A 21519-nucleotide genomic window follows, 5' to 3' on the forward strand; every position below is an offset into this window, starting at 1 on the left:
GCCCGCGCACTCGACGCCTCCGACGGGCCGACCCGCACCGGGCAGTTCGTCGGGACGCCGAACTACCTGCCGCCCGAACTGCTGCGCGGCGAGCAGGTGACGCCCACGTCCGACGTGTTCTCGTGGGGCTGCGTCGTCGCCTACGCCGGGACGGGGGCCGCGCCGTTCGCGGGCAACACCGTCCCGGAGATCTTCTACCGCGTCGTGCACGAGGAGCCGAAGCTGGACGGGCTCGACTCCGGCCTGCGGGACGTCGTCGCCGCCGCGCTCGACAAGGACCCGCGCCGCCGCCCGTCCGTCCAGGAGGTGCTCGGGCGGCTCGTCGGCAACGGGACCACGGACCCGGCGACGCTCGCCGAGACCGTCCAGGCGGGCTGGCACCGGCCCGCCGCCGGACCCGCCACGCAGCCGGCCGCCGCGCCCACGGCGTTCCAGCAGCCGGCCGCCCCGCACGGCACCGACACCACCCGCCGCGACACCCGCCCCGGTCCCGGCCCCCGGCCGGGCGGCGGGAGTCTTCCCCGCCGCCCGCTGCTCATCGGGGGCGCGGCCGTCGCGGTGCTCCTGCTCGCCGTCGTCGGGCTCACCGTCCTGCGTCCGGACGGCCCGCCCGACGACCTCGCGACCGCGTTCAGCGACGCGTTCTCCAACACCGGCTCCAACTGGGGCGACATGTACGACAACACCTACGGCTACGAGAACGGCAAGTACCGCATGCAGACCAGCACCACCGCCGGTGAGGTCGCGCGCTGGGTGCCGAAGGCCAGGGTGGAGGACTTCCCCGACCCGATCCTGGCGACCGTGACGGTGTCCGTCGAGCAGGGTGCCGCGGACAGCATGTTCGGCCTGCTCTGCCGGGCGACCGGAGAGGACAAGAACAAGAAGCAGTACATGTTCCTCGTCCGCCACGACGGCAAGGGCGCGGTGCTCCGCAAGGTCAACGCGGACCGCGGAACGAAGGACCTCGCGACCCCCGACTCCGTCCCCGGCTTCGACGCCAAGGGGCCGAACAAGGTGCAGGCCGCCTGCGAGGGTCAGGAGAAGGACGGCCCGAAGGTCCGGCTGCGGCTCTGGGTGAACGGCGAGAAGGTCATCGACGAGACCGACACCGACCAGCCGCTCCCCAACGGGTGGGTCGGGCTGCAGATCCAGCGGGGCGGCAACGCGGCCGAGCAGATCGTCGCCGACTTCGACGACTTCGACATGTCGAAGATCCGCGGCTAGGCCCCGGCGGGCAGGTAGCCGTTCGTCCAGCGGGTCAGCTCCTCGAACACCCGGGTGCGGGCGGGTTCGGCGGACAGCACCAGGTCGTGCAGGCCGCCCTCGATCCGGACGAGCGTGACATGCCATCCGATCCTGGGCGCCCAGCGGGCCATGTGCTCGACGTCCAGGACGGCGTCGGCGCCCGTCACGTCCAGCACCCTGCGGGTCGGGCGGATGCTGCGCGCCGACGCCATGACGAGGACCGGCACGTCCACGTCCAGGCCCCGGTGCAGGCGGAACTGACCGCGGCGGACCGCGGCGAGCCACGCCGCCCGCACCGGGAACCCGAGCAGCGGCTTCCAGCCGAGGTCGAAGTCCCACTCGCCCTCGTGCTCGCGGTGCAGACTGCGCGGATACAGGTCGGACACGCCCGCCGGCAGCTTGGCCTTCGGGAACCGTGACCGCAGCGCCCGCGCGAGCCCGGCGCCCGCCTTGCGCATGAGGAGCGGCTCGGCGAGGTCGAAGAACGGGCTGTTGAGGAACAGGCCGTCCACCAGGCCCTTGCCCCGGACCCTGTCGGCCCACAGCACGGCGATCAGGCCGCCGGTCGAGTGGCCGTTCAGCAGAAGCGTGTCGTGGCCGTCCACGTCCCGGATGATCCGGACCGCCTCGTCGATCTCCGGGAAGTAGTCCGACAGGCTCTCGACGTAGTTCGGCGTCTGGTGCGGGCGCAGCGACCGCCCGTACTTGCGCAGGTCGAGCGCGTAGAAGTCGAAGCCGAGGTCCATGTAGAAGTCGGCCAGGTGCTTCTGGAAGAAGTAGTCGATGAAGCCGTGCACGTACAGCACCGCCCGCCGGGACGGGTCGGTGCGGCGCCGCCGCACGAGCGTCGCCACGACCTCGCCCTCGGCGTCCCGGCCCATCGGCAGCTCGATCGCCTCGTATCCGGGGCCGAGCACGTCGTCCGTCACGTCCACGCTTCCTCCCATCCGCAGAGTCCCAGCGTACGGGTGGAGGGCCGGCGTCCCGCAGCCGGGCGAGGCGGGGTTCAGTCCTTGCGGCCGGTGGCGGCGATGGTGACGCCGAGGCCGATCATCATCAGGCCGCCGGTGCCGCCGAGCACGGCGAGGCGGCGGGGCGAGCGGGCGAGCCAGTCGCGGGCCGTCCCGGCGGCGATGCCCCACACGCTGTCGCTGAGCAGCATGATGACCGCGAAGACCGCCCCGAAGACCGTCATCTGGAGCGGGACGTGCCCCTGCTCGCGGACGACGAACTGCGGCAGCACGGCCGCGAAGAACACCGTCGTCTTCGGGTTCGTGACGCCGACGACGAAGCCCTGCCGGAGCGCCCGGCCACCGGCGGCGCCCGGACCGTCCGCGCCGATGGCCTCCCGCAGCGAGCGCCGGTGCCGGATGGCCTGGACGCCGAGGTAGACGATGTAGACCGCGCCCACGATCTTCAGCGCGCTGAACACGACCACGGAGCGTTCCACGAGCGATCCGATGCCGACCGCGACGGCGACGGTCAGCACGAGCGCGGCGAGCACCCCGCCGACGACACCGGCGAGTGCGGTGCGGCGACCGTGCGCCAGCGCCCGGCCGACCACGAACAGGACGGACGGCCCGGGGATGACGATGATGGCCAGCGCCACCGCCGAGAAGGCCAGTAGCTGATGCAGCGAAACCATGTCGGCACAAACTACGCCGCATGTCCGGCGTTCCCCACCGGTTATCCGAGCGAGCGGAGCGGCATGCCGGCGCGGCGCGTGCCGTCCCCTCCGTGGTGCCCTTCAGCCCGGGAGGACGTCCCACACACCGCCGCGGCGCACCATCAGGTTGTGGGTGAGCAGGTTCCCGGCGGGCACCTCCCACGCGGGGTCGGCGGCGTCGCGGTCCTGGGCCCACACCTGCGCGACCGCCCAGCGCAACCGGTCGATGCCGTCCGGATGGCCGGTTCCGGACGCCACGAACACATCGCGCGCGGGCACCGCGACGACGAGATCGCCCTCCACGTCCTGGGCCAGCTTCTCCAGGAACCCGTCGTCCAGCAGAAGCCCCGACTCCAGGGTTCCGCGCCCGGCCGCCCCACCGAGCGACACCGTCACGGCGCGGACGTCGGGGTACCAGCTGAGGCCCAGCTCCGGCCGCAGGTCGCGCAGGTTGATCACCGCGCGGCGGCGCAGCTCGCCCGGCGCCACGCCCAGCTCGGCGCAGTGCCGGCGGGCCACATGCTCGTAGCGGCGGCCGGACGGGGCGCCCTCGTCGGCGATCTCCAGCGCGTAGGTGATGTAGAGGTCACCGGCGAACGGGTCGCGGATCGGCTCCTCCTCCGCGGGCAGCGGGAACTCCAGCTGGATCTCGGCCGGCACCCGTGCCTTCAGCAGCGGGACGATGAGACTGGACCGCGGCTCGGTCACGGAACGTTCCTCCTGATGCCTGTTGCGGCCTGAGTGGCTCACCCTACCGCCGCGGCGGGGACGTCCGTGCGTGACCGGACGGCGCCTCCGGTGCCCCGCCGGGAGGGACTACCGGCAGGCCCGGCGGCGCGCCCCGCTCGATGATCCGCCACACGGCGCCGGTGTCGAGGTGCTCCTCGACGAGATCGCCGAGCGCGTCCAGGGTCGCCTCCCGCAGCGCCGCGAACGACACGCCGGGCGCGGGGGTGAAGTCCCTTTCCGCCCGCTCGGCCACGTCCTTGAGGAACGCCCTTCTGAACCCGTCGTTCTCCATGGCGCCGTGCCAGGTCGTCCCCCACACGGCGTCCTTCCGGCAGCCGTCCAGGAAAGGTTCTCCCTGCGCGGTCACGATTCCGTGGTGGATCTCGTAGGCATGGACGTCCTCGCCATAGGCGCGTCCCGTGGGCCGCCCGAGGGTCTTCTCCTCCCCGAATTCGACTCGCGCGGGCAGGAGCCCGAGACCTTGGACGCGTCCGGCCCTGCACTCGACGTCGTCCACGATCTCTTCGGCGAGCATCTGGTAGCCGCCGCAGATACCGAGCACGGGCCGCCCCTCTTTGGCCCGCTTCTCGATCTCGTCGGCCATTCCCCTGTCGCGAAGCCAGGCCAGGTCGTTCACCGTGGCCCTGGTGCCCGGCAGGACGACGAGGTCGGCCTCGGCCAGATCCCCCGCGCTCGCCGCGTACCGGACGACGACCCCCGGTTCGCAGGCCAGGGCGTCCATGTCCGTGAAATTCGAGATGCGCGGGAACCGGACGACGGCTATTCGCAGCGTCTCTCTCCCGTACGGCCCCTTCGCGTCCGGCCTCGGCGCATCCAAGGCCAGGGTGTCCTCGGAGTCGAGATACAGCCCGAGCTTCCACGGCAGCACGCCCAGCGTCGGGCGCCCGGTCAGCATCCGCAGCTGCTCCAAGCCCGGCTCCAGCAGTTCGTGCGCGCCCCGGAACTTGTTGATGACGAACCCGGCGACGAGAGCCTGATCCGCGGGCTCCATCAGGGCGACCGTCCCGTACAGGGACGCGAAGACACCGCCCCTGTCGATATCGCCGACGACGACGACCGGCAGTTCCGCCGCCCGCGCCAGCCCCATGTTCACGATGTCGCCGGCCCGCAGATTGATCTCGGCCGGGCTCCCGGCGCCCTCGCACACCACGACGTCGTACTCGGCGCGCAACTCGGCGAGACTCTCCAGGACCACACCCTTGAGCCGTTCCTTGTGCCGCCCGTACTGCAGCGCATCGACCTCCGCCACCGGCCGCCCCAGAAGGACGACCTGACTGCGCCGATCACTGCCCGGCTTGAGCAGCACGGGATTCATGACGGCCCTGGGCTCGACCCCCGCCGCCTGGGCCTGCATGTACTGCGCCCGCCCGATCTCCGCCCCGTCCCCCGTCACCATCGAATTCAGCGACATGTTCTGGGCCTTGAACGGCGCGACCTTCACCCCCTGCCTGGCCAGCCACCGGCACAACCCCGCCGTGACGACGCTCTTCCCCGCATCGGACGTCGTCCCCGCCACGAGGAGCCCGCTCACCGCAGCACCCCGATGACGGCCGCCGCCGCGAACGTGACCGCCGCCGACAGCCGGACGGCCCTCCTGATGTCCCGCACCTCGGGAGCCCTGCCGTCCCCCATCTCGGGCCGCCGCTCGACCCGCCCCCCGTAAGCGTTCACGCCCCCGAGCCGCACACCGAGCGCCCCGGCGAACGCCGCCTCGACCCGTCCGGCATTGGGACTCGGATGCTTCCTCCCGTCCCTGCGGAGAACCCGCCAGGCCCCGCCCCCCGAGCAGGCCACGACCAGCGCCCCGGTCACCCTCGCGGGAACCCAGTTGGCGGCGTCGTCAAGCCGGGCCGCCGCCCACCCGAACCGCTCATACCTCGGATTCCGGTACCCGACCATCGCGTCGAGCGTGTTCACCGCCCGGTACATCAGCAACCCGGGAATGCCCGCCACCGCCCCCCACAGCAAAGGGGCCACCGAAGCGTCCGACGTGTTCTCGGCGACCGACTCCACAACCGCCCGGCTCACCCCGGCGGCGTCCAGCCCGTTCGGATCCCGTGCGCACAGATGCGGAAGCCGTTCCCTGGCCGCCTCCAAATCCCCCCGCTCCAGCACCCGGGCCATGACGAGCCCCTCACGCCCGAGCGACGTCCCCCCGAGCACGGCCCAAGTGACCCCGGCCGTGCTGAGAGCGTGCACGACAGGCCGCCGGCTCACCTTCTCCAACACGACACCGACCGCACCCGCGCCCCCCACGAGAACCCCGGCATGGACGATCCCACGCCACCGGGAATCCGCGTAAACGCACCGCTCGACGACCCCGGCGACACGCCCGAACCCCGCGACCGGATGCCACCGCCGCGGATCCCCCAGAAAGGCGTCGAGCACGACCCCCAGCACGAGCCCCTCAGCAGAGACACGCATCAAGCTCATCCCAGTGCCTCTCCAGCCAGTCCTGCGCCCGCCGAATCCGCGGCCCCGCGCCGCCCTGCCAGATCCGGGCCCATCCCCCACCGCGCTCCGCCCTCTCCCTCATCGCCCGATACGACCGCTCGAACCTCACCCGCGCCGCCGGCAGCACGTCCCGCCGCAGCTCACGCTCCAACCCGTACGCATCACAGAAGACCCGCAGCCTCCGCCCCACATCGGCCCGGTACAACAGCGCATCCCGATCGGCCGGATCCTCGATGGGCCCCCAATGCCGCAACGCCGTGACCACATCGAACAACCGCGTAGTGGGCCGCGCCAGATCGAAATCGATCAGCGCCGCGGGCACACCGGCCCGGAAGACGACATTCTCCGGGGTCACATCGCAGTGCCCGACGACTTCGGGCTCCCCGTCCATATTGGAGGTGTCCTCGTCCCAGTACGTCCCCTCCGGCACCTCATAGGACGCGACCGCCTCGTGGTACCGCCGCAGCAGCCGCCCGACACCCCGAAGCGCGTCCTCCGAAACGACATACGCCGCGAGCGGCCGATGCGGTACCTCCCCCGGCACCCAGCTGAGCACCTCCCGCCCCCGCTCATCGACCCCCAGCACCCGCGGCGCCGCGTCGAACCCCACCTTCTCCAGATGCCGCAGCAACCCGTGCACGGCCGGGCTGTGCGCCCGCAACGGCCTCCGCACCGTCTCCCCGACCCGCACCACACCCTCCGACACGTCCCCGCCGGAGAGCGGCACCTCAATGTCCACCGCCACAGCACCCAAAGATAGATCCCCAACCCCATCCCCACGGCCCGTTCACCCATGGTGGTGGCGTGATAGATGTGGAGCTGAAGGACCCGCACCCTTACACTGTGTCCCGGCGTCCCGCCGGGCGCCGGGCGCCCGTAGCTCAGCTGGACAGAGCATCGGACTTCTAATCCGACGGTCGCGGGTTCGAATCCTGCCGGGCGCGCCCCTCTTATCAGCCGATCAAGGCTTTGACCTGCGAGGATCTCTCTCGCTCCGGTTCCGCCGGATGCAGCCGGATGCCACCGAAGGCAGCCGCGCGGCACCGCTCCCGGAATATACGCGGAATGACCTGGGCCGCGTTTGCCCAGGTCAGCACACAAGAGAAGAGAGGCCCCGGAACGCCCCGGAGCCTCTCCACCACAGTTGCCGATCATGCCGCCAACGGGGACTCGATCTGTTCGGGCATGAGGGCCAGGGCGCGAGCCCGCTTCCAGACCTGCGCGTAGGCCGAGCCAGAGAACGACCGGCCGCTACTGGTGACGAACAGCCGTCCGTCCTCGGCCGTCCCGAAGGTGTCGAGGTGTTCCCGAAGAATCGCCACCAGCTCAGGCGGGATCGGGACCGGCCGGACGATGTCATCGTCCCGATGCTTGAGGCCCCGATCGTCGAAGGTCTCCCCCGAGTCGGTGTACCGCTTGTTCGTCTGGGGCCGGGTCTTCTTGAGGTTGATCAGGCCCCAGCCGGTTGCCGGAAGTTCGCAGTCCTGCCGCCGCAGGCCCGCCGCCTCAGCCGGACGAAGGCCGGCGAAGTACATGCACGCGAACATCGTCCGCAGCCGAGGCCCGCGCGACCGGCCGACATAGGACACCGCCGTCAGCAGTTCCCGAGCTTGGGCCGGGTTCACCACGACGCGCCGGTCAACGGCCCCGTTCTGCTTTGGCGGACGCCACTTCACGCGGTCAAGGGGCGGCGGCGCTCAGACCGCTGCGCGGCCCCGCGCCAGGCCGCCCGGAGCGTGCGGCGTGGGCGCCGGTCACCGGACGGCCGCGCCGGACCGCGCATCGCGCCACGCCCGCCGGCCCCGCCCCGAACGGCCAACGCGGGGGCGCGCCGCCGCCACTCATTCAGCGAAGCCACCTGCGCCAAAGAACCCATGTGCACCACAACAGAGCTGCCCCGATGAGAGCCTCCAAGCAGCGCACCCACCACAGCGCTTCCCCGGCCAATGCCAAGACCAGCACCAGAACCAACCCCAGCCAGCCGACCAGCACAACCGCTATGCGTCGAAGCACGCGAGACAGCATTCCGGGAGCCTAACCCGCGGCAGCGCATCGTTGATAGCCGAGCTGGAAGGGTGCGGGGCTCCCCCGACCCGGGGTGTTGAGGATGGCGGCGGCCGGAACCTGTCAAGGGCGCCCTTCGGGCGTCACTACGTGATGGCTACGCCACCCTTGACAGAACCCGTCCGCCGCTAGGTACAGGTCTCGACGGGTCGGGGGAAGGAAGGTGGGGAAGAACAGCGGCTACGCCGCTACCCCATCCACAGGATGTCGATGATGCGCAGCGTCTCAGCCTCGTCGTCGACCAGCAGCGTGAGCATGCCCTCGCCGTTCGCGCTAAAGAAGGCGTGTCGGATGGCTGTCTGGCCTGGCCGTTCAGGCACCGCATCCCATGGCGTTTCCAGGAGGTCAAGGAGGCGCTCAAGTAGTGGGCCGTCGCGGACTTCGTTGGGGAGCCCGTTCAGCTCGTACAGCGCGCGTCCGTGGAAGCCGTCCCAGCGGTACGTCACACCCGGCCTTCCCAGCCCGGAGGGGTGTAGCGGACGAAGCTGTCTTCCCTGCCCTGTAGGGCGTCCTGCACCGCTTCTTCGTAGCCGGGACGGTCGTAGGCGATGGCCCGCAGGCGCCACCGGCGCAGCAGGGCTTGGACCTGCTTGAACCGCGCCAGGTCGTGAGCCGCGTCGAGCGCCTCGTCATACTCGGCCCGGAACTGGTCACGATGCGCCGGCGGGAGCGCATCGAAGATCGCGGCCGGATCCTCACCTGGATCGCGCGGCGCGGTCGGTTCCTCGGGCTGAGCGGTCATGATGTCCAATCTACCTGTGAGCCCGGCAGGGCGTGGAGACTCCCGCGGAGCAGAGAGTGGCCTCACGAGCAAGATCCGGAACATGCACGAATGATCTTGCGTGGCGCACGGTACTGCCGGAGAGTACGCGCAGGTGGGCGCGGACACGGAGCCACCGGAGAGCTTCGGACTTCTAAGACGTCATCTCATTTGGTTTGGTGGCGGTAGCCTGCGGTCGTGGAGATGGTCGAGCGGCTGGTGCCCGAGGAGTTGTGGGAGCTGTTCCAGCGGGTGGTGCCGCCCGCTCCGACGCGGCCGCAGGGGGGTGGCCGGCGCCGGTACGGGGATCGTGAGGTGCTGGCGGCGATCATCTTCGTGGCCACCACGGGTTGTACGTGGCAGCAGTTGCCGCCGGTGTTCGGGCCGTCGGGTCCTACCGCGCACCGGCGCTTCACCGAGTGGACGGCCGCGCGGGTGTGGGGCAAGCTGCATCGCCTGGTGCTGGACGAGCTGGGCGCGCGCGGAGAACTCGACTGGTCGCGGTGCGCGATCGACTCGGTCAGTGTCCGCGCCGCCAAAGGGGGGAGCTGACAGGCCCGAATCCTGTAGACCGCGGCAAGCGTGGGGCGAAGATCCATCTGCTGGTCGATCGTGCCGGCCTGCCGCTGTCTGTCGGGATCTCGGCGGCCGGCACCCACGACAAGCTCGCGCTGGAGCCGCTGGTGCGGGGCATCGCGCCGATCCGCTCCCGGCACGGGCCGCGCCGGCGCCGCCCGGCCAAGCTGCACGGCGACAAGGGCTACGACTACGCCGACCTGCGGCGCTGGCTACACAGGCGGGGCATCACCCCGCGCATCGCCCGACGCGACATCGAGTCCTCCGACCAGCTCGGGCGGCACCGCTGGGTGGTGGAACGGACGGTGTCCTGGCTGAGCGGCTGCCGCCGACTGCACCGCCGCTACGAACGCAAACCCGAGCACTTCCTCGCCTTCGTCGGCATCGCCGCCACCCTCATCTGTCACCGCCGCCTCGCCAAATGAGATGACTTCTTAGTGCCCGGCGAGCGAACCGAAGGCTCAGGTTTTCGGGGTGCCGGGTCGAGGTCTTTGCGCGGAGGGTCCTGCGGCTCGGTTTCGGCCGGTACGCGTACCAGCCAGATGGCGCACACGGCGGTGACCGCGGCCATGAGGACCAGCAGGACCCGGTAGTCGACGACTAGGGGCAGTGCCGTGCCGAGGGCGATGGAGACGGTCTGCGGAGTGCTGACGACGCCCATCGCCGCGGTCAGTGCTCGGCCGCGCAGGGCGTCGGGCGTTCGTCGCTGCACCGCCATGACCAGACCGACGGTCGTCCAGCACATGCCGAAGCCGAAAAGGAACGCCCCCACCGCCACCGGGGGGATGGCGGGCGCCAGATAGACCAAGGACGCCACCGTGACCAGGGCGATGCCCAGCATCACCGTGCGCAGGTCGCCTACGCGGCGGATGGCGGCGCCCGCCGCCAGGCCGGCACAGATCGCGCCCGCGCCCTGCACACTGCTCAGCACGCCGACGAACACGGGAGCGCGGTGAAGCCCGTCGTCGACGATGGAGAAGATGAGAGTCTGAGAGAAGCCCGTCACCAGCATGGCAAGGCCCAGTGCGCCCACCAGCGTGCGCAGTGGCGGGACCGGTAGATGTGACGCAGGCCCGACAGCACCTCTTCGCGCAACTCCAGTGCACCGGTGACGTGACGCTGGTCACCGGGCGCCCGGATGAGCCACACGCATACCGCGGCCACCAGGAACGTCGCCGCGTCCAGCAGAGCCACTGCGTGGCCGCCCACCACTGTGAACAACGCCGCGCCGAAGAGGGGAGCCAGCAACTTCACTCCGTCGGCGGAGGTCTGCAGCGGGCCGTTGGCGTCGGGGAGTGCGTCCTCGTCCACGATCGCCGGGACGAGGGCGGCCTGGGTGGCGGTGATGATCACAGCGGCGATGCCGTAGCAGAGGATGGTCGCGTACAGCAGCCAGACCTGGCCCTCGCCGCGCACCAGCAGGCCGAGCAGCATGACGCCCGCCATCGCCAGGTTGGTCACGATGAAGATCTGGCGCCGCGGGAACCTGTCGATGAGCACCCCGGCGAACGGGGCGAACAGGAACGGCAGGGCGACGAAGAAGAACGCGCCGCCCGCCGCGGCATTGCTGCCGGTCAGCTCTTTTACCCAGATGCCGAAGGCAATGATGAGTGCCCGGTCACCCAGGGTCGACAAGGACTAGCCGATGATCAGGAGCCGGAACCCACGATTGGTCAGCAGAACCCTCACAGGCGACCTCCTCGGCGGTGAGGCGGAACTACAAGATCATGCCATAGCGGAGCGTGCGGGGATATGGAAGGCCGGTGGCCGGATCCGGCACTCGGCAATTCCGCCTTGCCCATTTACCATCGGTAAAGATCATGTTTCGGATGATCTATCGGAAACCTGAGCGACAGCGCCGTCGCCCTCTCGGCAACCCCGTCCGGGATGCGACGAACGGGCCTGAGGCCGCTCGCCGGTAGCCGTCCGTGCGAGGAGGTCGATATGTCGGAGGCGCCGGCCGCAGACCCGGCCGCGGGACTCGCGGAGCCCGCGGCGCTGCTGGATCCCTACTCCCTCTTCGGCCGCCTGCGCGAGAGCGCGCCCGTCTACCGCAGCGCCTTCCTCGACTCCTGGGTGGTGACCCGGTACGACGACTGCGCCGCGGTGCTGCGCGACACGGAATCGTTCGCCTCGGACTGGCGCCGGATCGGCGAGGTCGTACCGGAGCCGTTGCTGAGCATCCAGTCACTCGACCCGCCCGAGCACACGGCCATCCGGCACTTCATGGTCGACGCGGTCCGCAGTCTCGACCTGGGCATGCTGCGCGAGCGCATCGCCGCGCAGGTCCGCGCCCGAGCCGAGCGGCTGCGCGCGGCCGGGGAGTTCGACTGCGTGTCCGACCTCACCGCGCCACTCGCACTGGACACCATCACCGCGGTGCTCGGGGTGCCGCCCATCGACGCCGCGTGGTTCCTGCCCGTGTCGCAGACGATCGTGAACGGCATGGACGCCGGGATCTGGCCGGAGACCGCCGGACCCGCCGTGCGAGCCCGCGCTGAGCTGGCCGAATACACCGGCCGGTGGCTGGACGACCCGCCGGCGGACGGGCTGGTGGCGCATGTGGCGGCCAAGGCGCCCGGCTCCGGCATCGCGCGCCCGGTGCTGCTGAACACGCTGCGGGCCGTCCTGCACGCCGGGTTCGAATCGGCGGGGCGGCTGCTCAGCAACGCTCTGGTCATCCTGCTGAACGCGCCGGACATTTTGGCACGTTTCACCCGGGCTGACCTGTCACTCGCAGTGGAGGAACTGGTCCGGTACGTGACGCCGGTGCAGGCCGACGGGCGGGCGTGTGTACGGAGGACGCGCGTCGGCGGCCATGTCATCGCGCCCGGCGAAGCGGTGACGCTGCTGCTGGCCGCCGCGAACCGGGATCCGGCCAAGTTCGCCGAGCCCGACGAGCTGGACTTCACCCGCCATCCCAACCCGCATCTGGGGTTCGGCCGGGGCGCCCACTCGTGCCTCGGGCAGTCGCTGGCGGTCCTCCAGGCACAGGTCTTCCTCGGCCTGCTCGCGACCGAGTTCCCAGGCATCCGCCTTGCCGACGAGCCCGTCTACCACCGGAACCTCACGCTGCGAGGCGTGGCTCGACTCAGAGTCCGCCTCAGCTGACCGACCTCAGATCCGTCTTGACAGAAAGGAGGTGGCACGGATGCGTTACCTCCACTGAGTGACATAGAGGGTGCCCGGCATATCGGGGCACGCTTCCCACCCGCCCCGATATGCCGGGCATTCATTATTCACCGCGCGGCCAGCCTCAGAGACTATCTGCGCATATCAGCATGGTTTCTGTTTCTTGGCATTACATGTCTTCCTCTGGAGCGCTGATGAGGGTGTTCGTTCGCACAAAATCCGTATTGGTGACCGGCCTCGTCACCATAACCGCCACCATCCTTTCGGTCGCTCCACCGTCCGCCACCCCCCACGCCGCCGCAACCTCACCCCACGCGACATCGGCCCACGCGGCGTCCGCCCACGTGGCGGCAGGTCGTTCGGGCGGTAGGTCTGGGGAGCTGTGGCTGGCGCGGCTGTTGGCGGGGTCCACCAGTGGCGGCGACGCCTGGCGGCACCTGCGTGTCCTCGACCAGATCGCCGCACGGAACGGCGGGGTGCGCGCCACCGGCACGCCGGGGTTCGAGGCCTCCGCGCGCTACGCCGCCCAGGTGCTCACCGCCGCCGGCTACCGCGTTCACCAGCAGCAAGTGCCGTACACCGACTATCGGGTCGACGCGGAGAGCGCGACGGTGACCGCGCCCGCCGCCCGGCAGGTGCGCGCGCTGGTCATGCGCTGGTCACCCGTCACCCCGCCCGGCGGTCTCGACGCCCACCTCGTCGTGCCCCGGGCCACGACGGGCGACACCGCCGGATGCTCCGCCGCCGACTACGACGGGCTGCCCGTGGCCGGATCCATCGTGCTCGTACAGCGCGGATCCTGCGGCTACACGGCACAGCAACGCGTTGCCGCCGGGCTCGGCGCGCGGGCGATGCTGATCTACCTGTCCACGCCGAGTCCGAACAACATCTACCGGCTGCACGCGTTCAACCCGCAGGCGTTCACCATCCCGGTGGCCAGCGTCACGCAGGCGCAGGCCGAACAGCTCGCCCAGGAGGCCGCGCAGCACCAGGTGCGGCTGCGTCTCGACCTACGCGGGCACGAGGTCGCGGGAGTCACCACCAACCTGTTCGCCGAGACGCGCGGCGGCAGCGACGACCGCACCGTCATGGCCGGCGCCCATCTGGACAGCGTGACCGAAGCACCCGGCATCAACGACAACGCCGCCGCGGCCGCCGCGCTGATGGCGACCGCGCTGCGGCTGGCTCCCCATCAGGACAAGGTGCGCCACAAAGTACGGTTCGCGCTGTGGGGGGCCGAGGAGCTCATCGACATCGGCTCCAACTACTACGTGCGCAACCTGCCACCGGCCGAACGCGCCAAGATCGCGCTCTACCTCAACTTCGAACTGATCGCCGCGCCGAACGGGGTGCGGTTCGTTCTCGACGGGGATGCGAGCGAGCAGCCGCCGGGCACCCCGCCGGGCCCGGCGGGTTCGCAGGTCGTGGAGAAGGTCTTCAAGGACTACTTCGACCGCGCCGGACTGCCCTACGAAAGCCACGACCTGCGGGCCGTCGGCTCCGATCACGAGCCCTTCATGGCCGCGGGCATCCCGGTCGGCGGCCTGAACGGCGGCGTCCTCGGGGTCAAGACCGCCGCGCAGGCGGCGCGGTTCGGCGGGACGGCCGGGCAGCTGTACGACCCCTGCTACCACCAGCCATGCGACACGATCAGCAACCTCGACCGCCGGGCTCTCGATGAGAACGTGCCCGCCATCGCGTGGGCCGTGGGCCGCTTCGCCCTCGACGTCTCCGATCTGCCCGCCGGCGGCGCCCAGGAGCAGCGACCATGACGACGTACCACCAGGCCATCGAATCGCTGGCGGATCCGCCCGCCGCCTACCCGCCGTCGTCGCCGATGCGGCTCAGCTTCGACGTCGACGCGCTGCGCGCCGACCTCGACCTGCTGCGGCACCGGCGGTGGCGCGCCCAGCGCGCTTACAGCCAGGACGGCGCCGCCACAGAGTCCGGCGTGGACTGGCGCATCCTGCCGCTGCGCAGCGTCGGCGGCGATCCGGTACGGACCGACCCGGGCGGCGCGGGCCTGACCGACTTCGCCGACACCCCGTGGCTGGCCGGCGCCCCGGCCCTCGCACAGGTCATCGACGCCCTGCCGGCGCCGGTCCGGGGCGTACGGCTGATCGCCCTGGGCGCGGGTGCGACCGTGCACGAGCACCGCGACTACAAGTACGGGTTCGAACGCGGGCTCCTGCGGCTGCACGTGCCGATCGACACCAACCCGGACGCCGTCGTGGTCATCGACGGCGTGTCCGAGCACTGGACGGCGGGACGGTTGTGGTTCGGCGACTTCGGCCGAAGGCACTACGTGGCGAACGGCGGGGACCGCCCTCGGGTGCACATGGTGCTCGACTGCCTGGTCAGCCGGGAGGTCGTCGGGTTGTTGCCGGACGAGTTCCGGGAGCTGCTGCCGCTGAGCGAGGTGATGTTCGCCCGCGATCCGGTGCCGCTCACCGCGTCCGAACGCGACCGGCTGTGCTGCCGGTTCCGGCTGCCAGGCGACTTCGCGCAGTGGTCAGAGGAGGAGGTCGAGGCCAGGCCCGACAGCGACGCCGCGGTCCTCGTGCACGAGGACCGGCTCGTCCTCGCCATCGACGGCGAGCCCGCCTTCGGCCTGGTGCATCTCGGGCTGGGCGAGTTCCGCCTCAGCGGCTGGAGCGAGGAACGCACCATCGCCATCGAGTCCACCGGCCAGGTGCGGATCAGGGAACGCGCCGGCCGCGCTCTCCGCGAGTGGACACGCCCGGCGCAGCCCACCCATGGCGGTCGGACGACGACGGCCACGCACGATCATCTGACGACGCGCCCGCGTAACGACCAGACAGGCAGGTGACTCGCATGTCCTCCCCCGCCCGGGTCGCTCCGCTCGGCACCGACCCGTACGCCTTCCAGCCCGGTTACTACGATCTCTTCCGCGCCTCCCGCGGAGAGGGCGCCCTCCCCGACCCCCGGTTCTTCGCCGGCCGCGCACCCCAGGGTGGACACGCGCTGGAGATCGGCGCGGGTACCGGCCGGATCACGCTGGCCGTGGCCGAGCGAGCCGCCACCGTACTGTGCCTGGAGCGGTCCGCCACCATGCGCGCGGTGCTGCTGGCCAAGCTCGCCGAACGCCCGCACCTGCGCGCCCGCGTCACCGTGCTCGACCGCGCGGCGCCCCACTTCGACCTGGCCCGCCGCTTCGACTTCGTGTACCTGGCGGGTGTGCTGGAGCACGTGCCGCACCCCGAACGGCCTGCTCTCTTCGAGGCGATCGCCGAACATCTGGCCGAGGACGGCGAGGTGGCGATGGACATGGTGCTGTCAGAACCCGTACCGGACTGGCCCGAGCACGTCGCCGACGAGGCCACCCTCGGCGACTGCCGGTACGAGATGTCATGCGAGGCGCGGCCCGACGGCGACGACCAGGCGCACCTGCGGTTCGTCTACCGCACGTACCACCGAGGCGATCTGGTGGCGACCGAAGTGGTGGAACGCGCCCACTACCTGCACCGGCCGGACGCCGTCGTCGCCGACCTGGCGGCGGTCGGGCTGACCCCGACGGCCGGAACCGCCCTCCACCCCGTCGCCAACGGCGAAGACCCCGGCACTCTGGTCGCCCGCCGTACGACCTGACCGACCCAAACGTCATCACGCTTCATCCTGAGGAGAGTTCGCGTGCAGGTCATCGGCGTCGGTTCCAGCAGTTCGCGTACCAGCCGCCGGTGCTCGCCGCGCGGGGCGGCGTCGCGGTGGATGAGGAGCGGTTCCCGGACGATCGCCTCCGCCGTCATCCGCGGGTCGAGCGAGGTGTACGGGTCCTGGAAGACGAGCTTGATGTGCCTGCGGGCCCGCTGCAGTTGCCTGCCTCGCATGTGGTCGATCCGTTCACCGAGCACCGAGATCTCCCCGGAGGTCGGGTGGTCGACGGCGGTCAGCAGGCGGGCGAGGGTCGATTTTCCGGAGCCGGACTCTCCCACCACGCCCAGCGTCTCACTGCGGCGCAACTCCAGGTTCACGCCGTCGACTGCTCGGACGCTTCCGGAGGAGCGCCGGAAAAGGCCGCCGTGGGCCACCGGGATATGTCTGACGAGGTCGCGCGCATTAAGGACCACTGATTGGCTGTTCATCCGATGGTCACCTCCGTCCAGCGGTGGCAGGCGCTGGAGCGTCCAGGCGCCACCTCGTACAGTGGCGGGTCCGTCGCGCAGGACGCGTCCGCCAGCGGGCACCGCGGCTGCAACGCGCACCCGGCGGGCCGGTTCGCGGGATCGGGTGGCGCGCCTTGGAGGGACGGCCAGTGGCCGCCCGCGGGAGCCGCGTCCGGGGATGGCGTTCAGCAGCGCTCTGGTGTAGGGATGCGCCGGTGCGGTGCACAGGTCGCGGGCGGGGGCCCGCTCGACCACGCGCCCCGCGTACATGACCATGACCCGGTCGGCGACGTCGGCGACCACGCCCATGTCGTGAGTGATGAGCAGCAGGCCGATTCCGTGCTCGGCCTGGAGGTCGGCGAGAAGTTCCATGATTTGTGCCTGGACGGTCACATCGAGGGCCGTGGTCGGCTCGTCGGCGATGAGCACGTCGGGGTTGAGCGCGAGCGCCACCGCGATCATGACGCGCTGCCGCATCCCGCCGGAGAACTGGTGGGGATGGTCGCGGACGCGCCGTGCGGCGGCCGGAATGCGCACGCGCTCGAGCATCTCGATCGCCTTCCGGTGCGCCTCCCGGCGGGACATCCGCCGGTGCACCCGGAAGACCTCGGCGATCTGGTAGCCCACCGGCAGCACCGGGTTCAGCGCGGACAGCGCGTCCTGGAAGATCATCGCGATGCGGTCGCCGCGCAGCCGCCGTCGCCGCCGCCGGTCAAGCCCCAGCAGGTCGACGCCGTGCAGCCGGATCGCTCCGGCCGCGATCCCGGCCCCGGGCGGCAGGATGCCCATGACCGCGCGGGCGGTGATGCTCTTGCCGCAGCCGGATTCGCCGACGACGGCGAGAGTCTCGCCGGCCGCGACCGCGCAGTCGACACCGTCGACAACGCGGATCCGGCCGTCCCGATCACCGAACTCGATCTGCAGTCCCGCGAGTTCGAGCACCGCGGCATCGGCGTCATAGCCGGGGAGCGTGGTCAGCGGATCGGCCCGCACGGACGGAGTGGCGGACGGAATGGTCGTCATGGGTCACCGCAGCTTCGGGTCGAAGACGTCGCGGAGGCAGTCGCCCAGCAGCACGAAGCTGAGCACCGCGACCGACAGGAACAGGGCCGGGAACACGAGCAGGTGGAGGTCGGACGAGAAGTACTGCTGGGCCGTGTTGAGCTGGACGCCCCACGAGATCGCGGGCGCCCTCAGCCCCACGCCGAGGAACGTCAGCGCCGCCTCGGCGGTGATGACGCTGCCGATGTGCAGGCTCGTCAGCACGGCCACCGGCATGATCGAGTTCGGCACGACGTGCCGCGTCAGCACGCGGATGGGGCCGGCCCCGAGTTCGCGCGCCGCAGTGACGTAGTCCAGATTGCGGGTCACCAGCACCGAGGATCGCATGATCCGGGTCAGCACCGGCCAGGAGAAAAGCGTCAGCACCAGCGAGACGCTCAGCACACTGCGCACGTCGAAGGTCTGGAGCACCACGATCATCCCGACGAGCATCGGGAAGCCGAAGAAGACATCCATGACGCGGCTGACCACCGCGTCGACGACGCCACCGGAGTATCCGGCGACGGAGCCGAGGACGACAGCGACCACGAGGCTGTGGTCATCGTGGCCGGCCCGAACGGATACATTTCACCGTCCCTGTACAGGGCCGGCCCATACGTGCCGGCCTGGAACTTCGTCGTCGTGCACCTGCACGGCCGGCCCGAGCCGCTCGGTCCGGAGGAGACCTATCGGGTCCTCGGTCGTACCGTCGAGCATTCGAGGGGGCCCGGCCGCACCCGTGGCGGATGGACACCGTGGAAGGCTATGCGCGCTCCATCGCCCCGTACACCGCCGGTTTCCGGTTGCGCCCCACGAGGGTGGTGGGCGATCACAAGCTCAGTCAGGACAAGCCCGCAGAGATCGTCCAGCGGGTTATCGACGGTCTGGGAAGCACCGACTCGCCCGGGGACACCCGGCTGGCCCGGGAGATGCGGCGCGTGCACACGCTGGGTGCGGTCGTGAGCCGCGGCATGCCCGGAGCGCTGCTGCTGCGCGAGGTACGGTTGGCTCGCGCGGACCGGTGGCGAACGTGCTGATCAGCAACGGCCGCATCGCGGCCATCACCGAGGACCTCCCACCCGGTCCCGTCGATGAGGCCGTTGACACCGGCGGCTGCACTCTGCTGCCCGGGTTCTGGGACGCCCATGTGCACATGACGCAGTGGGCGAGCGCCCGGCGCCGTGTCGATCTGTCCGGCGCGGTCACCGACGAGATCTGGACCAAGGCCGCAAGGCACCACGACGAACGGCAACTGGGAGCCCCGGTGCTGATGGTGGCGATCACCAACTTCCTCAACCGCATCAACACCACCTTCCCGGTGCCCGCCGGAACCAGCTGGCACTGACACCAGACCCGCGACCCGCCACATCGGCGGCACACGAAGCAACAGCAGTCGGCCCACCCCAGGCATCGATGCACCGGCCTGGTCGGTGTGCTCGCCGCGGTACGGGCCGGGCTTCGAAGACCATTTCCCGTTGACCTGCCGCCCAGCCCGGCGAGCGGTCGTGCGGCCGGCCTCCGTTGCGCGCAGTGTGTCTCAGGCCGAGGTGGCAGTGGTGAGGGCTCGAACACGGGCGGCGAGGGCGTCCCTCTGCTCGGTGTCGATCCATCGGCGGTCGATGCCGGCTTCGACGACGAAGCCGGGTTGGCGGTGGTCATCGATGTCCGTGGCGGTGATGGCCACCGAGACATAGTCGGGGTCGGCCGCCATGGGCTCGTCGACAACCCGCGCCGTGCCGCGAACCGTGAACGCGATGTCGTTCTCGGCGAGGACGGTCAAGGCGACGTGTGGACGCTCACGCAGCCGGGCGAGGGAGCCGCGGGTGCGGTGCAGGGCCAGCAGGACGGTGTGGTCATCGGCGCGGACGGGCGCGGAGACCGGGATGGCGTGCGGGCCGTGGTCGGGCGGACCGCTCAGGGTCGTGAGGATCGCGATGGTGCGAGGCGGCCAGGACGGCAGGGTGCCGGTCATGGACGGCTCATTTCGGGCCCGGATTTCCTCGTTCCCGACCGCCTGACGCCGAACCGTTCGTGCAGCCGGCGCAACCGCGGCATCACCACCAGCATCACGATCGGCACCACAACGGTGGCGACGATCATGGGCCGCACTATCGCCGGAAGCCGGCCGAGCACATGTCCGAGGGACATCTGGACGGCCGTGAGCGTGGGCAGGACCGCGGCCCACACCATCAGCGTCTGCATTCCCGTCGATGGCGGCGCCGCCTCATCACGGTGTACTTCGGGCATTCGGCCTGCTCCCGTCCGGTGTCGGTGAGCGGCCGGGTCCGCCGCTCCTGCATCGCAACCTTGCCTGCCTGCCTCGCAAAAGTCCAAGATATGAACGCTATGGCGTTAGATAAGGGAAACTTATGGAGCTGCGGCAACTCGCCTACTTCGTCGCCGTTGTCGAGGAGTCGAGCTTCACCCGCGCGGCAGCCCGCGTCCACGTGGCGCAGCCGGCCATCAGCCAGCAGATCGCTCAACTCGAACGCGAACTCGGCCACCGCCTCTTCGACCGTTCCGACCGGCCCGTCCGCCTCACCCCCGCGGGCGAGGCCTTCCTACCGCACGCCCGAGCGGCCCTCGACGCCACCACCGCAGGACAGGACGCGGTCGCCACCCTGCACGGCCATCTCGCCGGACGCCTCGCCGTCGGCACCATCCCGTGCCCACCCGAATGGCTCACCACACGTCTCGGCGACTTCCAGCACCACTACCCCAAGGTCCGCCTCGTCCTGCACACCGGCGACCCCGAAGCCCTCACCAACGACATATCCTCAGGCGCCCTCGACGCCGCCCTCATCAGCCTGTCCGCCGACCGGCTCCCCGCCGGACCCGCCGGCCGGCACCTCCCGCACGTGCTGGCCTCCCAGACCGTCGGCACCGAACCCCTCGTCCTGGCCGCCGCCCCGGACCATCCACTCGCCCAGTCCGCCACCACCACGCTCTCCGATCTCCGCGACCAGCCCTTCCTCACGCTCACCCAGGGCACCGGCCTGCGCGCCGCTCTCGAAGCCGCCTGCGCCGACGTCGGCTTCACCCCTCGTGTTCAGGCCGAGACCAACGACCTCAACACCCTCACCGACCTGCTCCGCCACAGCCGCGCCATCGCCCTGCTACCGGAGACCGCCGTCGCCCGCGCCGGCACATCCCTCCGGACGATCCGCCTCACCCGGCCTGCGATCCACCGGCCCCACGTCCTCATCTGGCACCGCCAGCACATGACCGCGCCCACAAAGGCATTCCTCCGCCACGTCCAAGCCCACGACGAAGCCATCCCACCGACGACCGAGCGATGACCTCACCACCCGGCCGGCCGGATGCGGGCTCTTCCGCGGGGGTTCGCCCAGCTCACCAGGTCCCACCAGGAGAGCCGCACCCGTGCTCGTCGGCGGTCGCTGGTCGGGTAGAGGCGGGCCTGTCAGGACCGCCGGATCGCCGCGGCCTCGAAATCCACGACCACTCTCGGGCTGATCATGACCTTGGTCGCCGCGTTCCCGTTCACACCCCAGTCGTTGCGGTCGATCGTGACGCCGCCCTTGAAGCCGACCCGCACGCCGTTCTCGCTGCCGGTCACCTCCACGTTGACGGTGACCGATCTGGTCACGCCCCGCATGCTGAGATCACCGGTGACTTTGAAGGCGGCGTCGGTCTGCTCCACCTCCGTCGAGATGAAGGTGATGACCGGGTGGTCGGTCACGCCCGGG

24 protein-coding genes, 1 tRNA gene and 2 pseudogenes are annotated in these 21519 nt (G+C 70.7%); 11 read left to right on the forward strand and 16 right to left on the reverse strand.

The window, feature by feature from the left end:
• Positions 1 to 1224, forward strand: a 1224-nt coding sequence (locus AF1_RS25805) for a protein kinase domain-containing protein (RefSeq protein WP_067804583.1), incomplete at its 5' end; no start/stop codon positions are given.
• Here AF1_RS25805 and AF1_RS25810 read toward each other — a convergent pair.
• The 6 genes from AF1_RS25810 to AF1_RS25835 form a co-directional block, all read right to left on the reverse strand.
• Positions 1221 to 2180: an alpha/beta hydrolase gene (locus tag AF1_RS25810; RefSeq protein ID WP_067804586.1), complete on the reverse strand. Its 960-nt coding sequence runs from the start codon at positions 2178 to 2180 to the stop codon at positions 1221 to 1223. The genes AF1_RS25805 and AF1_RS25810 overlap by 4 nt on opposite strands.
• A 71-nt stretch (positions 2181 to 2251) precedes the next feature.
• The gene (locus AF1_RS25815) at positions 2252 to 2890 is read right to left on the reverse strand and encodes a LysE family translocator (RefSeq protein WP_067804589.1); all 639 of its coding nucleotides are present in this window, start codon (positions 2888 to 2890) and stop codon (positions 2252 to 2254) included.
• 102 nt (positions 2891 to 2992) lie between these two features.
• Positions 2993 to 3619, reverse strand: coding sequence for a DUF1444 domain-containing protein (locus tag AF1_RS25820; protein WP_067804592.1), 627 nt, complete (start codon positions 3617 to 3619; stop codon positions 2993 to 2995).
• Positions 3620 to 3662: 43 nt separating this feature from the next.
• On the reverse strand, positions 3663 to 5192 hold the full coding sequence (locus AF1_RS25825) for a cobyric acid synthase (RefSeq protein WP_067804595.1): 1530 nt from the start codon (positions 5190 to 5192) through the stop codon (positions 3663 to 3665).
• Positions 5189 to 6094 (reverse strand): cobalamin biosynthesis protein, encoded by a 906-nt coding sequence (locus AF1_RS25830; protein WP_067804600.1) that lies wholly within the window; start codon positions 6092 to 6094, stop codon positions 5189 to 5191. The genes AF1_RS25825 and AF1_RS25830 overlap by 4 nt, the downstream gene beginning before the upstream one ends.
• A complete protein-coding gene (locus AF1_RS25835) occupies positions 6069 to 6860 on the reverse strand; it encodes a phosphotransferase enzyme family protein (protein WP_242608678.1) in 792 nt (263 codons plus the stop codon). The genes AF1_RS25830 and AF1_RS25835 overlap by 26 nt, the downstream gene beginning before the upstream one ends.
• 125 nt (positions 6861 to 6985) lie before the next feature.
• Between AF1_RS25835 and AF1_RS25840 the strand changes: the two genes are divergently transcribed.
• Positions 6986 to 7059, forward strand: a tRNA-Arg gene (locus AF1_RS25840).
• 207 nt (positions 7060 to 7266) lie between these two features.
• On the opposite strand, the gene AF1_RS25845 is transcribed toward AF1_RS25840, so the two are convergent.
• From AF1_RS25845 to AF1_RS25855, 3 genes are all read right to left on the reverse strand, one after another.
• The gene (locus tag AF1_RS25845; protein WP_131732459.1) at positions 7267 to 7791 is read right to left on the reverse strand and encodes a tyrosine-type recombinase/integrase; all 525 of its coding nucleotides are present in this window, start codon (positions 7789 to 7791) and stop codon (positions 7267 to 7269) included.
• Positions 7792 to 8367: 576 nt separating this feature from the next.
• Entirely contained in the window at positions 8368 to 8625 is a 258-nt protein-coding gene (locus AF1_RS25850; RefSeq protein WP_067804608.1) for a hypothetical protein, read from the reverse strand.
• Positions 8622 to 8921 carry a DUF6247 family protein gene (locus tag AF1_RS25855; protein WP_067634761.1) on the reverse strand — a complete coding sequence of 100 codons (300 nt, stop codon included), beginning with the start codon at positions 8919 to 8921 and terminating at the stop codon, positions 8622 to 8624. The genes AF1_RS25850 and AF1_RS25855 overlap by 4 nt, the downstream gene beginning before the upstream one ends.
• A gap of 222 nt (positions 8922 to 9143) precedes the next feature.
• Here AF1_RS25855 and AF1_RS25865 point away from each other — a divergent pair.
• Positions 9144 to 9940 (forward strand): IS5 family transposase gene (locus AF1_RS25865; protein ID WP_242608680.1). Its coding sequence is split into 2 segments (ribosomal slippage): positions 9144 to 9486 and positions 9486 to 9940, totalling 798 coding nucleotides; the frame shifts between segments, so codons are not numbered across the junction.
• On the opposite strand, the gene AF1_RS25870 is transcribed toward AF1_RS25865, so the two are convergent.
• Together AF1_RS25870 and AF1_RS25875 are read right to left on the reverse strand one after the other, a co-directional pair.
• Complete coding sequence (locus AF1_RS25870; protein ID WP_131732460.1) at positions 9919 to 10548, reverse strand: MFS transporter; 630 nt, start codon at positions 10546 to 10548, stop codon at positions 9919 to 9921. The two genes, AF1_RS25865 and AF1_RS25870, sit on opposite strands and share 22 nt — an antisense overlap.
• Entirely contained in the window at positions 10518 to 11150 is a 633-nt protein-coding gene (locus tag AF1_RS25875; RefSeq protein ID WP_067804626.1) for an MFS transporter, read from the reverse strand. The genes AF1_RS25870 and AF1_RS25875 overlap by 31 nt, the downstream gene beginning before the upstream one ends.
• Positions 11151 to 11459: 309 nt before the next feature.
• Between AF1_RS25875 and AF1_RS25880 the strand changes: the two genes are divergently transcribed.
• From AF1_RS25880 to AF1_RS33730, 4 genes are all read left to right on the forward strand, one after another.
• Positions 11460 to 12626, forward strand: a complete 1167-nt coding sequence (locus AF1_RS25880; protein ID WP_067804628.1) for a cytochrome P450 — start codon at positions 11460 to 11462, stop codon at positions 12624 to 12626.
• Positions 12627 to 13045: 419 nt separating this feature from the next.
• A complete protein-coding gene (locus tag AF1_RS25890) occupies positions 13046 to 14419 on the forward strand; it encodes a M28 family peptidase (RefSeq protein WP_067804634.1) in 1374 nt (457 codons plus the stop codon).
• A complete protein-coding gene (locus tag AF1_RS25895; protein ID WP_067804637.1) occupies positions 14416 to 15477 on the forward strand; it encodes an aspartyl/asparaginyl beta-hydroxylase domain-containing protein in 1062 nt (353 codons plus the stop codon). Before AF1_RS25890 ends, AF1_RS25895 begins: the two co-directional genes overlap by 4 nt.
• Before the next feature lie 5 nt (positions 15478 to 15482).
• Positions 15483 to 16256, forward strand: a complete 774-nt coding sequence (locus AF1_RS33730; protein WP_084263344.1) for a class I SAM-dependent methyltransferase — start codon at positions 15483 to 15485, stop codon at positions 16254 to 16256.
• Between the two features lie 122 nt (positions 16257 to 16378).
• Here AF1_RS33730 and AF1_RS37185 read toward each other — a convergent pair.
• Together AF1_RS37185 and AF1_RS25910 are read right to left on the reverse strand one after the other, a co-directional pair.
• Positions 16379 to 17794, reverse strand: a pseudogene (locus tag AF1_RS37185) (ATP-binding cassette domain-containing protein); the annotation flags it as partial.
• Positions 17795 to 17797: 3 nt separating this feature from the next.
• On the reverse strand, positions 17798 to 18361 hold the full coding sequence (locus AF1_RS25910) for an ABC transporter permease (protein WP_067804646.1): 564 nt from the start codon (positions 18359 to 18361) through the stop codon (positions 17798 to 17800).
• A 15-nt stretch (positions 18362 to 18376) separates the two neighbouring features.
• Here AF1_RS25910 and AF1_RS37120 point away from each other — a divergent pair.
• The 3 genes and pseudogenes from AF1_RS37120 to AF1_RS35700 form a co-directional block, all read left to right on the forward strand.
• Positions 18377 to 18526 (forward strand): annotated as a pseudogene (locus AF1_RS37120) (FMN-binding negative transcriptional regulator); the annotation flags it as partial.
• A gap of 32 nt (positions 18527 to 18558) precedes the next feature.
• On the forward strand, positions 18559 to 18849 hold the full coding sequence (locus AF1_RS36625) for a hypothetical protein (RefSeq protein ID WP_067804649.1): 291 nt from the start codon (positions 18559 to 18561) through the stop codon (positions 18847 to 18849).
• Positions 18834 to 19157 (forward strand): hypothetical protein, encoded by a 324-nt coding sequence (locus tag AF1_RS35700; protein ID WP_174548895.1) that lies wholly within the window; start codon positions 18834 to 18836, stop codon positions 19155 to 19157. The genes AF1_RS36625 and AF1_RS35700 overlap by 16 nt, the downstream gene beginning before the upstream one ends.
• Before the next feature lie 192 nt (positions 19158 to 19349).
• Here the strand turns inward: AF1_RS35700 and AF1_RS25925 are convergent, their stop codons facing one another.
• Both AF1_RS25925 and AF1_RS25930 read right to left on the reverse strand, forming a co-directional pair.
• On the reverse strand, positions 19350 to 19784 hold the full coding sequence (locus AF1_RS25925; protein ID WP_067804652.1) for a pyridoxamine 5'-phosphate oxidase family protein: 435 nt from the start codon (positions 19782 to 19784) through the stop codon (positions 19350 to 19352).
• Positions 19781 to 20059, reverse strand: a complete 279-nt coding sequence (locus AF1_RS25930; RefSeq protein ID WP_131732462.1) for a hypothetical protein — start codon at positions 20057 to 20059, stop codon at positions 19781 to 19783. The genes AF1_RS25925 and AF1_RS25930 overlap by 4 nt, the downstream gene beginning before the upstream one ends.
• A gap of 122 nt (positions 20060 to 20181) precedes the next feature.
• Here AF1_RS25930 and AF1_RS25935 point away from each other — a divergent pair, with 122 nt between their 5' ends.
• Positions 20182 to 21111, forward strand: a complete 930-nt coding sequence (locus AF1_RS25935; protein WP_067804656.1) for a LysR family transcriptional regulator — start codon at positions 20182 to 20184, stop codon at positions 21109 to 21111.
• A gap of 122 nt (positions 21112 to 21233) precedes the next feature.
• On the opposite strand, the gene AF1_RS25940 is transcribed toward AF1_RS25935, so the two are convergent.
• Positions 21234 to 21519, reverse strand: a 286-nt coding sequence (locus AF1_RS25940) for a YceI family protein (RefSeq protein ID WP_169804058.1), incomplete at its 5' end; no start/stop codon positions are given.

Origin of the sequence: Actinomadura formosensis NBRC 14204, from assembly GCF_001552155.1 — a bacterium.
GTDB lineage: Bacteria > Actinomycetota > Actinomycetes > Streptosporangiales > Streptosporangiaceae > Spirillospora > Spirillospora formosensis.

Excerpts from the sequence above, each read along its gene's own strand:
- AF1_RS25880 (WP_067804628.1), top strand. The coding sequence starts at position 11,460 with ATGTCGGAGGCGCCGGCCGCAGACCCGGCCGCGGGACTCGCGGAGCCC.
- AF1_RS25830 (WP_067804600.1), bottom strand. The coding sequence starts at position 6,094 with ATGAGCTTGATGCGTGTCTCTGCTGAGGGGCTCGTGCTGGGGGTCGTG.
- AF1_RS25930 (WP_131732462.1), bottom strand. The coding sequence starts at position 20,059 with ATGCCCGAAGTACACCGTGATGAGGCGGCGCCGCCATCGACGGGAATG.
- AF1_RS25895 (WP_067804637.1), top strand. The coding sequence starts at position 14,416 with ATGACGACGTACCACCAGGCCATCGAATCGCTGGCGGATCCGCCCGCC.
- AF1_RS25815 (WP_067804589.1), bottom strand. The coding sequence starts at position 2,890 with ATGGTTTCGCTGCATCAGCTACTGGCCTTCTCGGCGGTGGCGCTGGCC.
- AF1_RS25855 (WP_067634761.1), bottom strand. The coding sequence starts at position 8,921 with ATGACCGCTCAGCCCGAGGAACCGACCGCGCCGCGCGATCCAGGTGAG.
- AF1_RS33730 (WP_084263344.1), top strand. The coding sequence starts at position 15,483 with ATGTCCTCCCCCGCCCGGGTCGCTCCGCTCGGCACCGACCCGTACGCC.
- AF1_RS25935 (WP_067804656.1), top strand. The coding sequence starts at position 20,182 with ATGGAGCTGCGGCAACTCGCCTACTTCGTCGCCGTTGTCGAGGAGTCG.
- AF1_RS25925 (WP_067804652.1), bottom strand. The coding sequence starts at position 19,784 with ATGACCGGCACCCTGCCGTCCTGGCCGCCTCGCACCATCGCGATCCTC.
- AF1_RS36625 (WP_067804649.1), top strand. The coding sequence starts at position 18,559 with ATGGACACCGTGGAAGGCTATGCGCGCTCCATCGCCCCGTACACCGCC.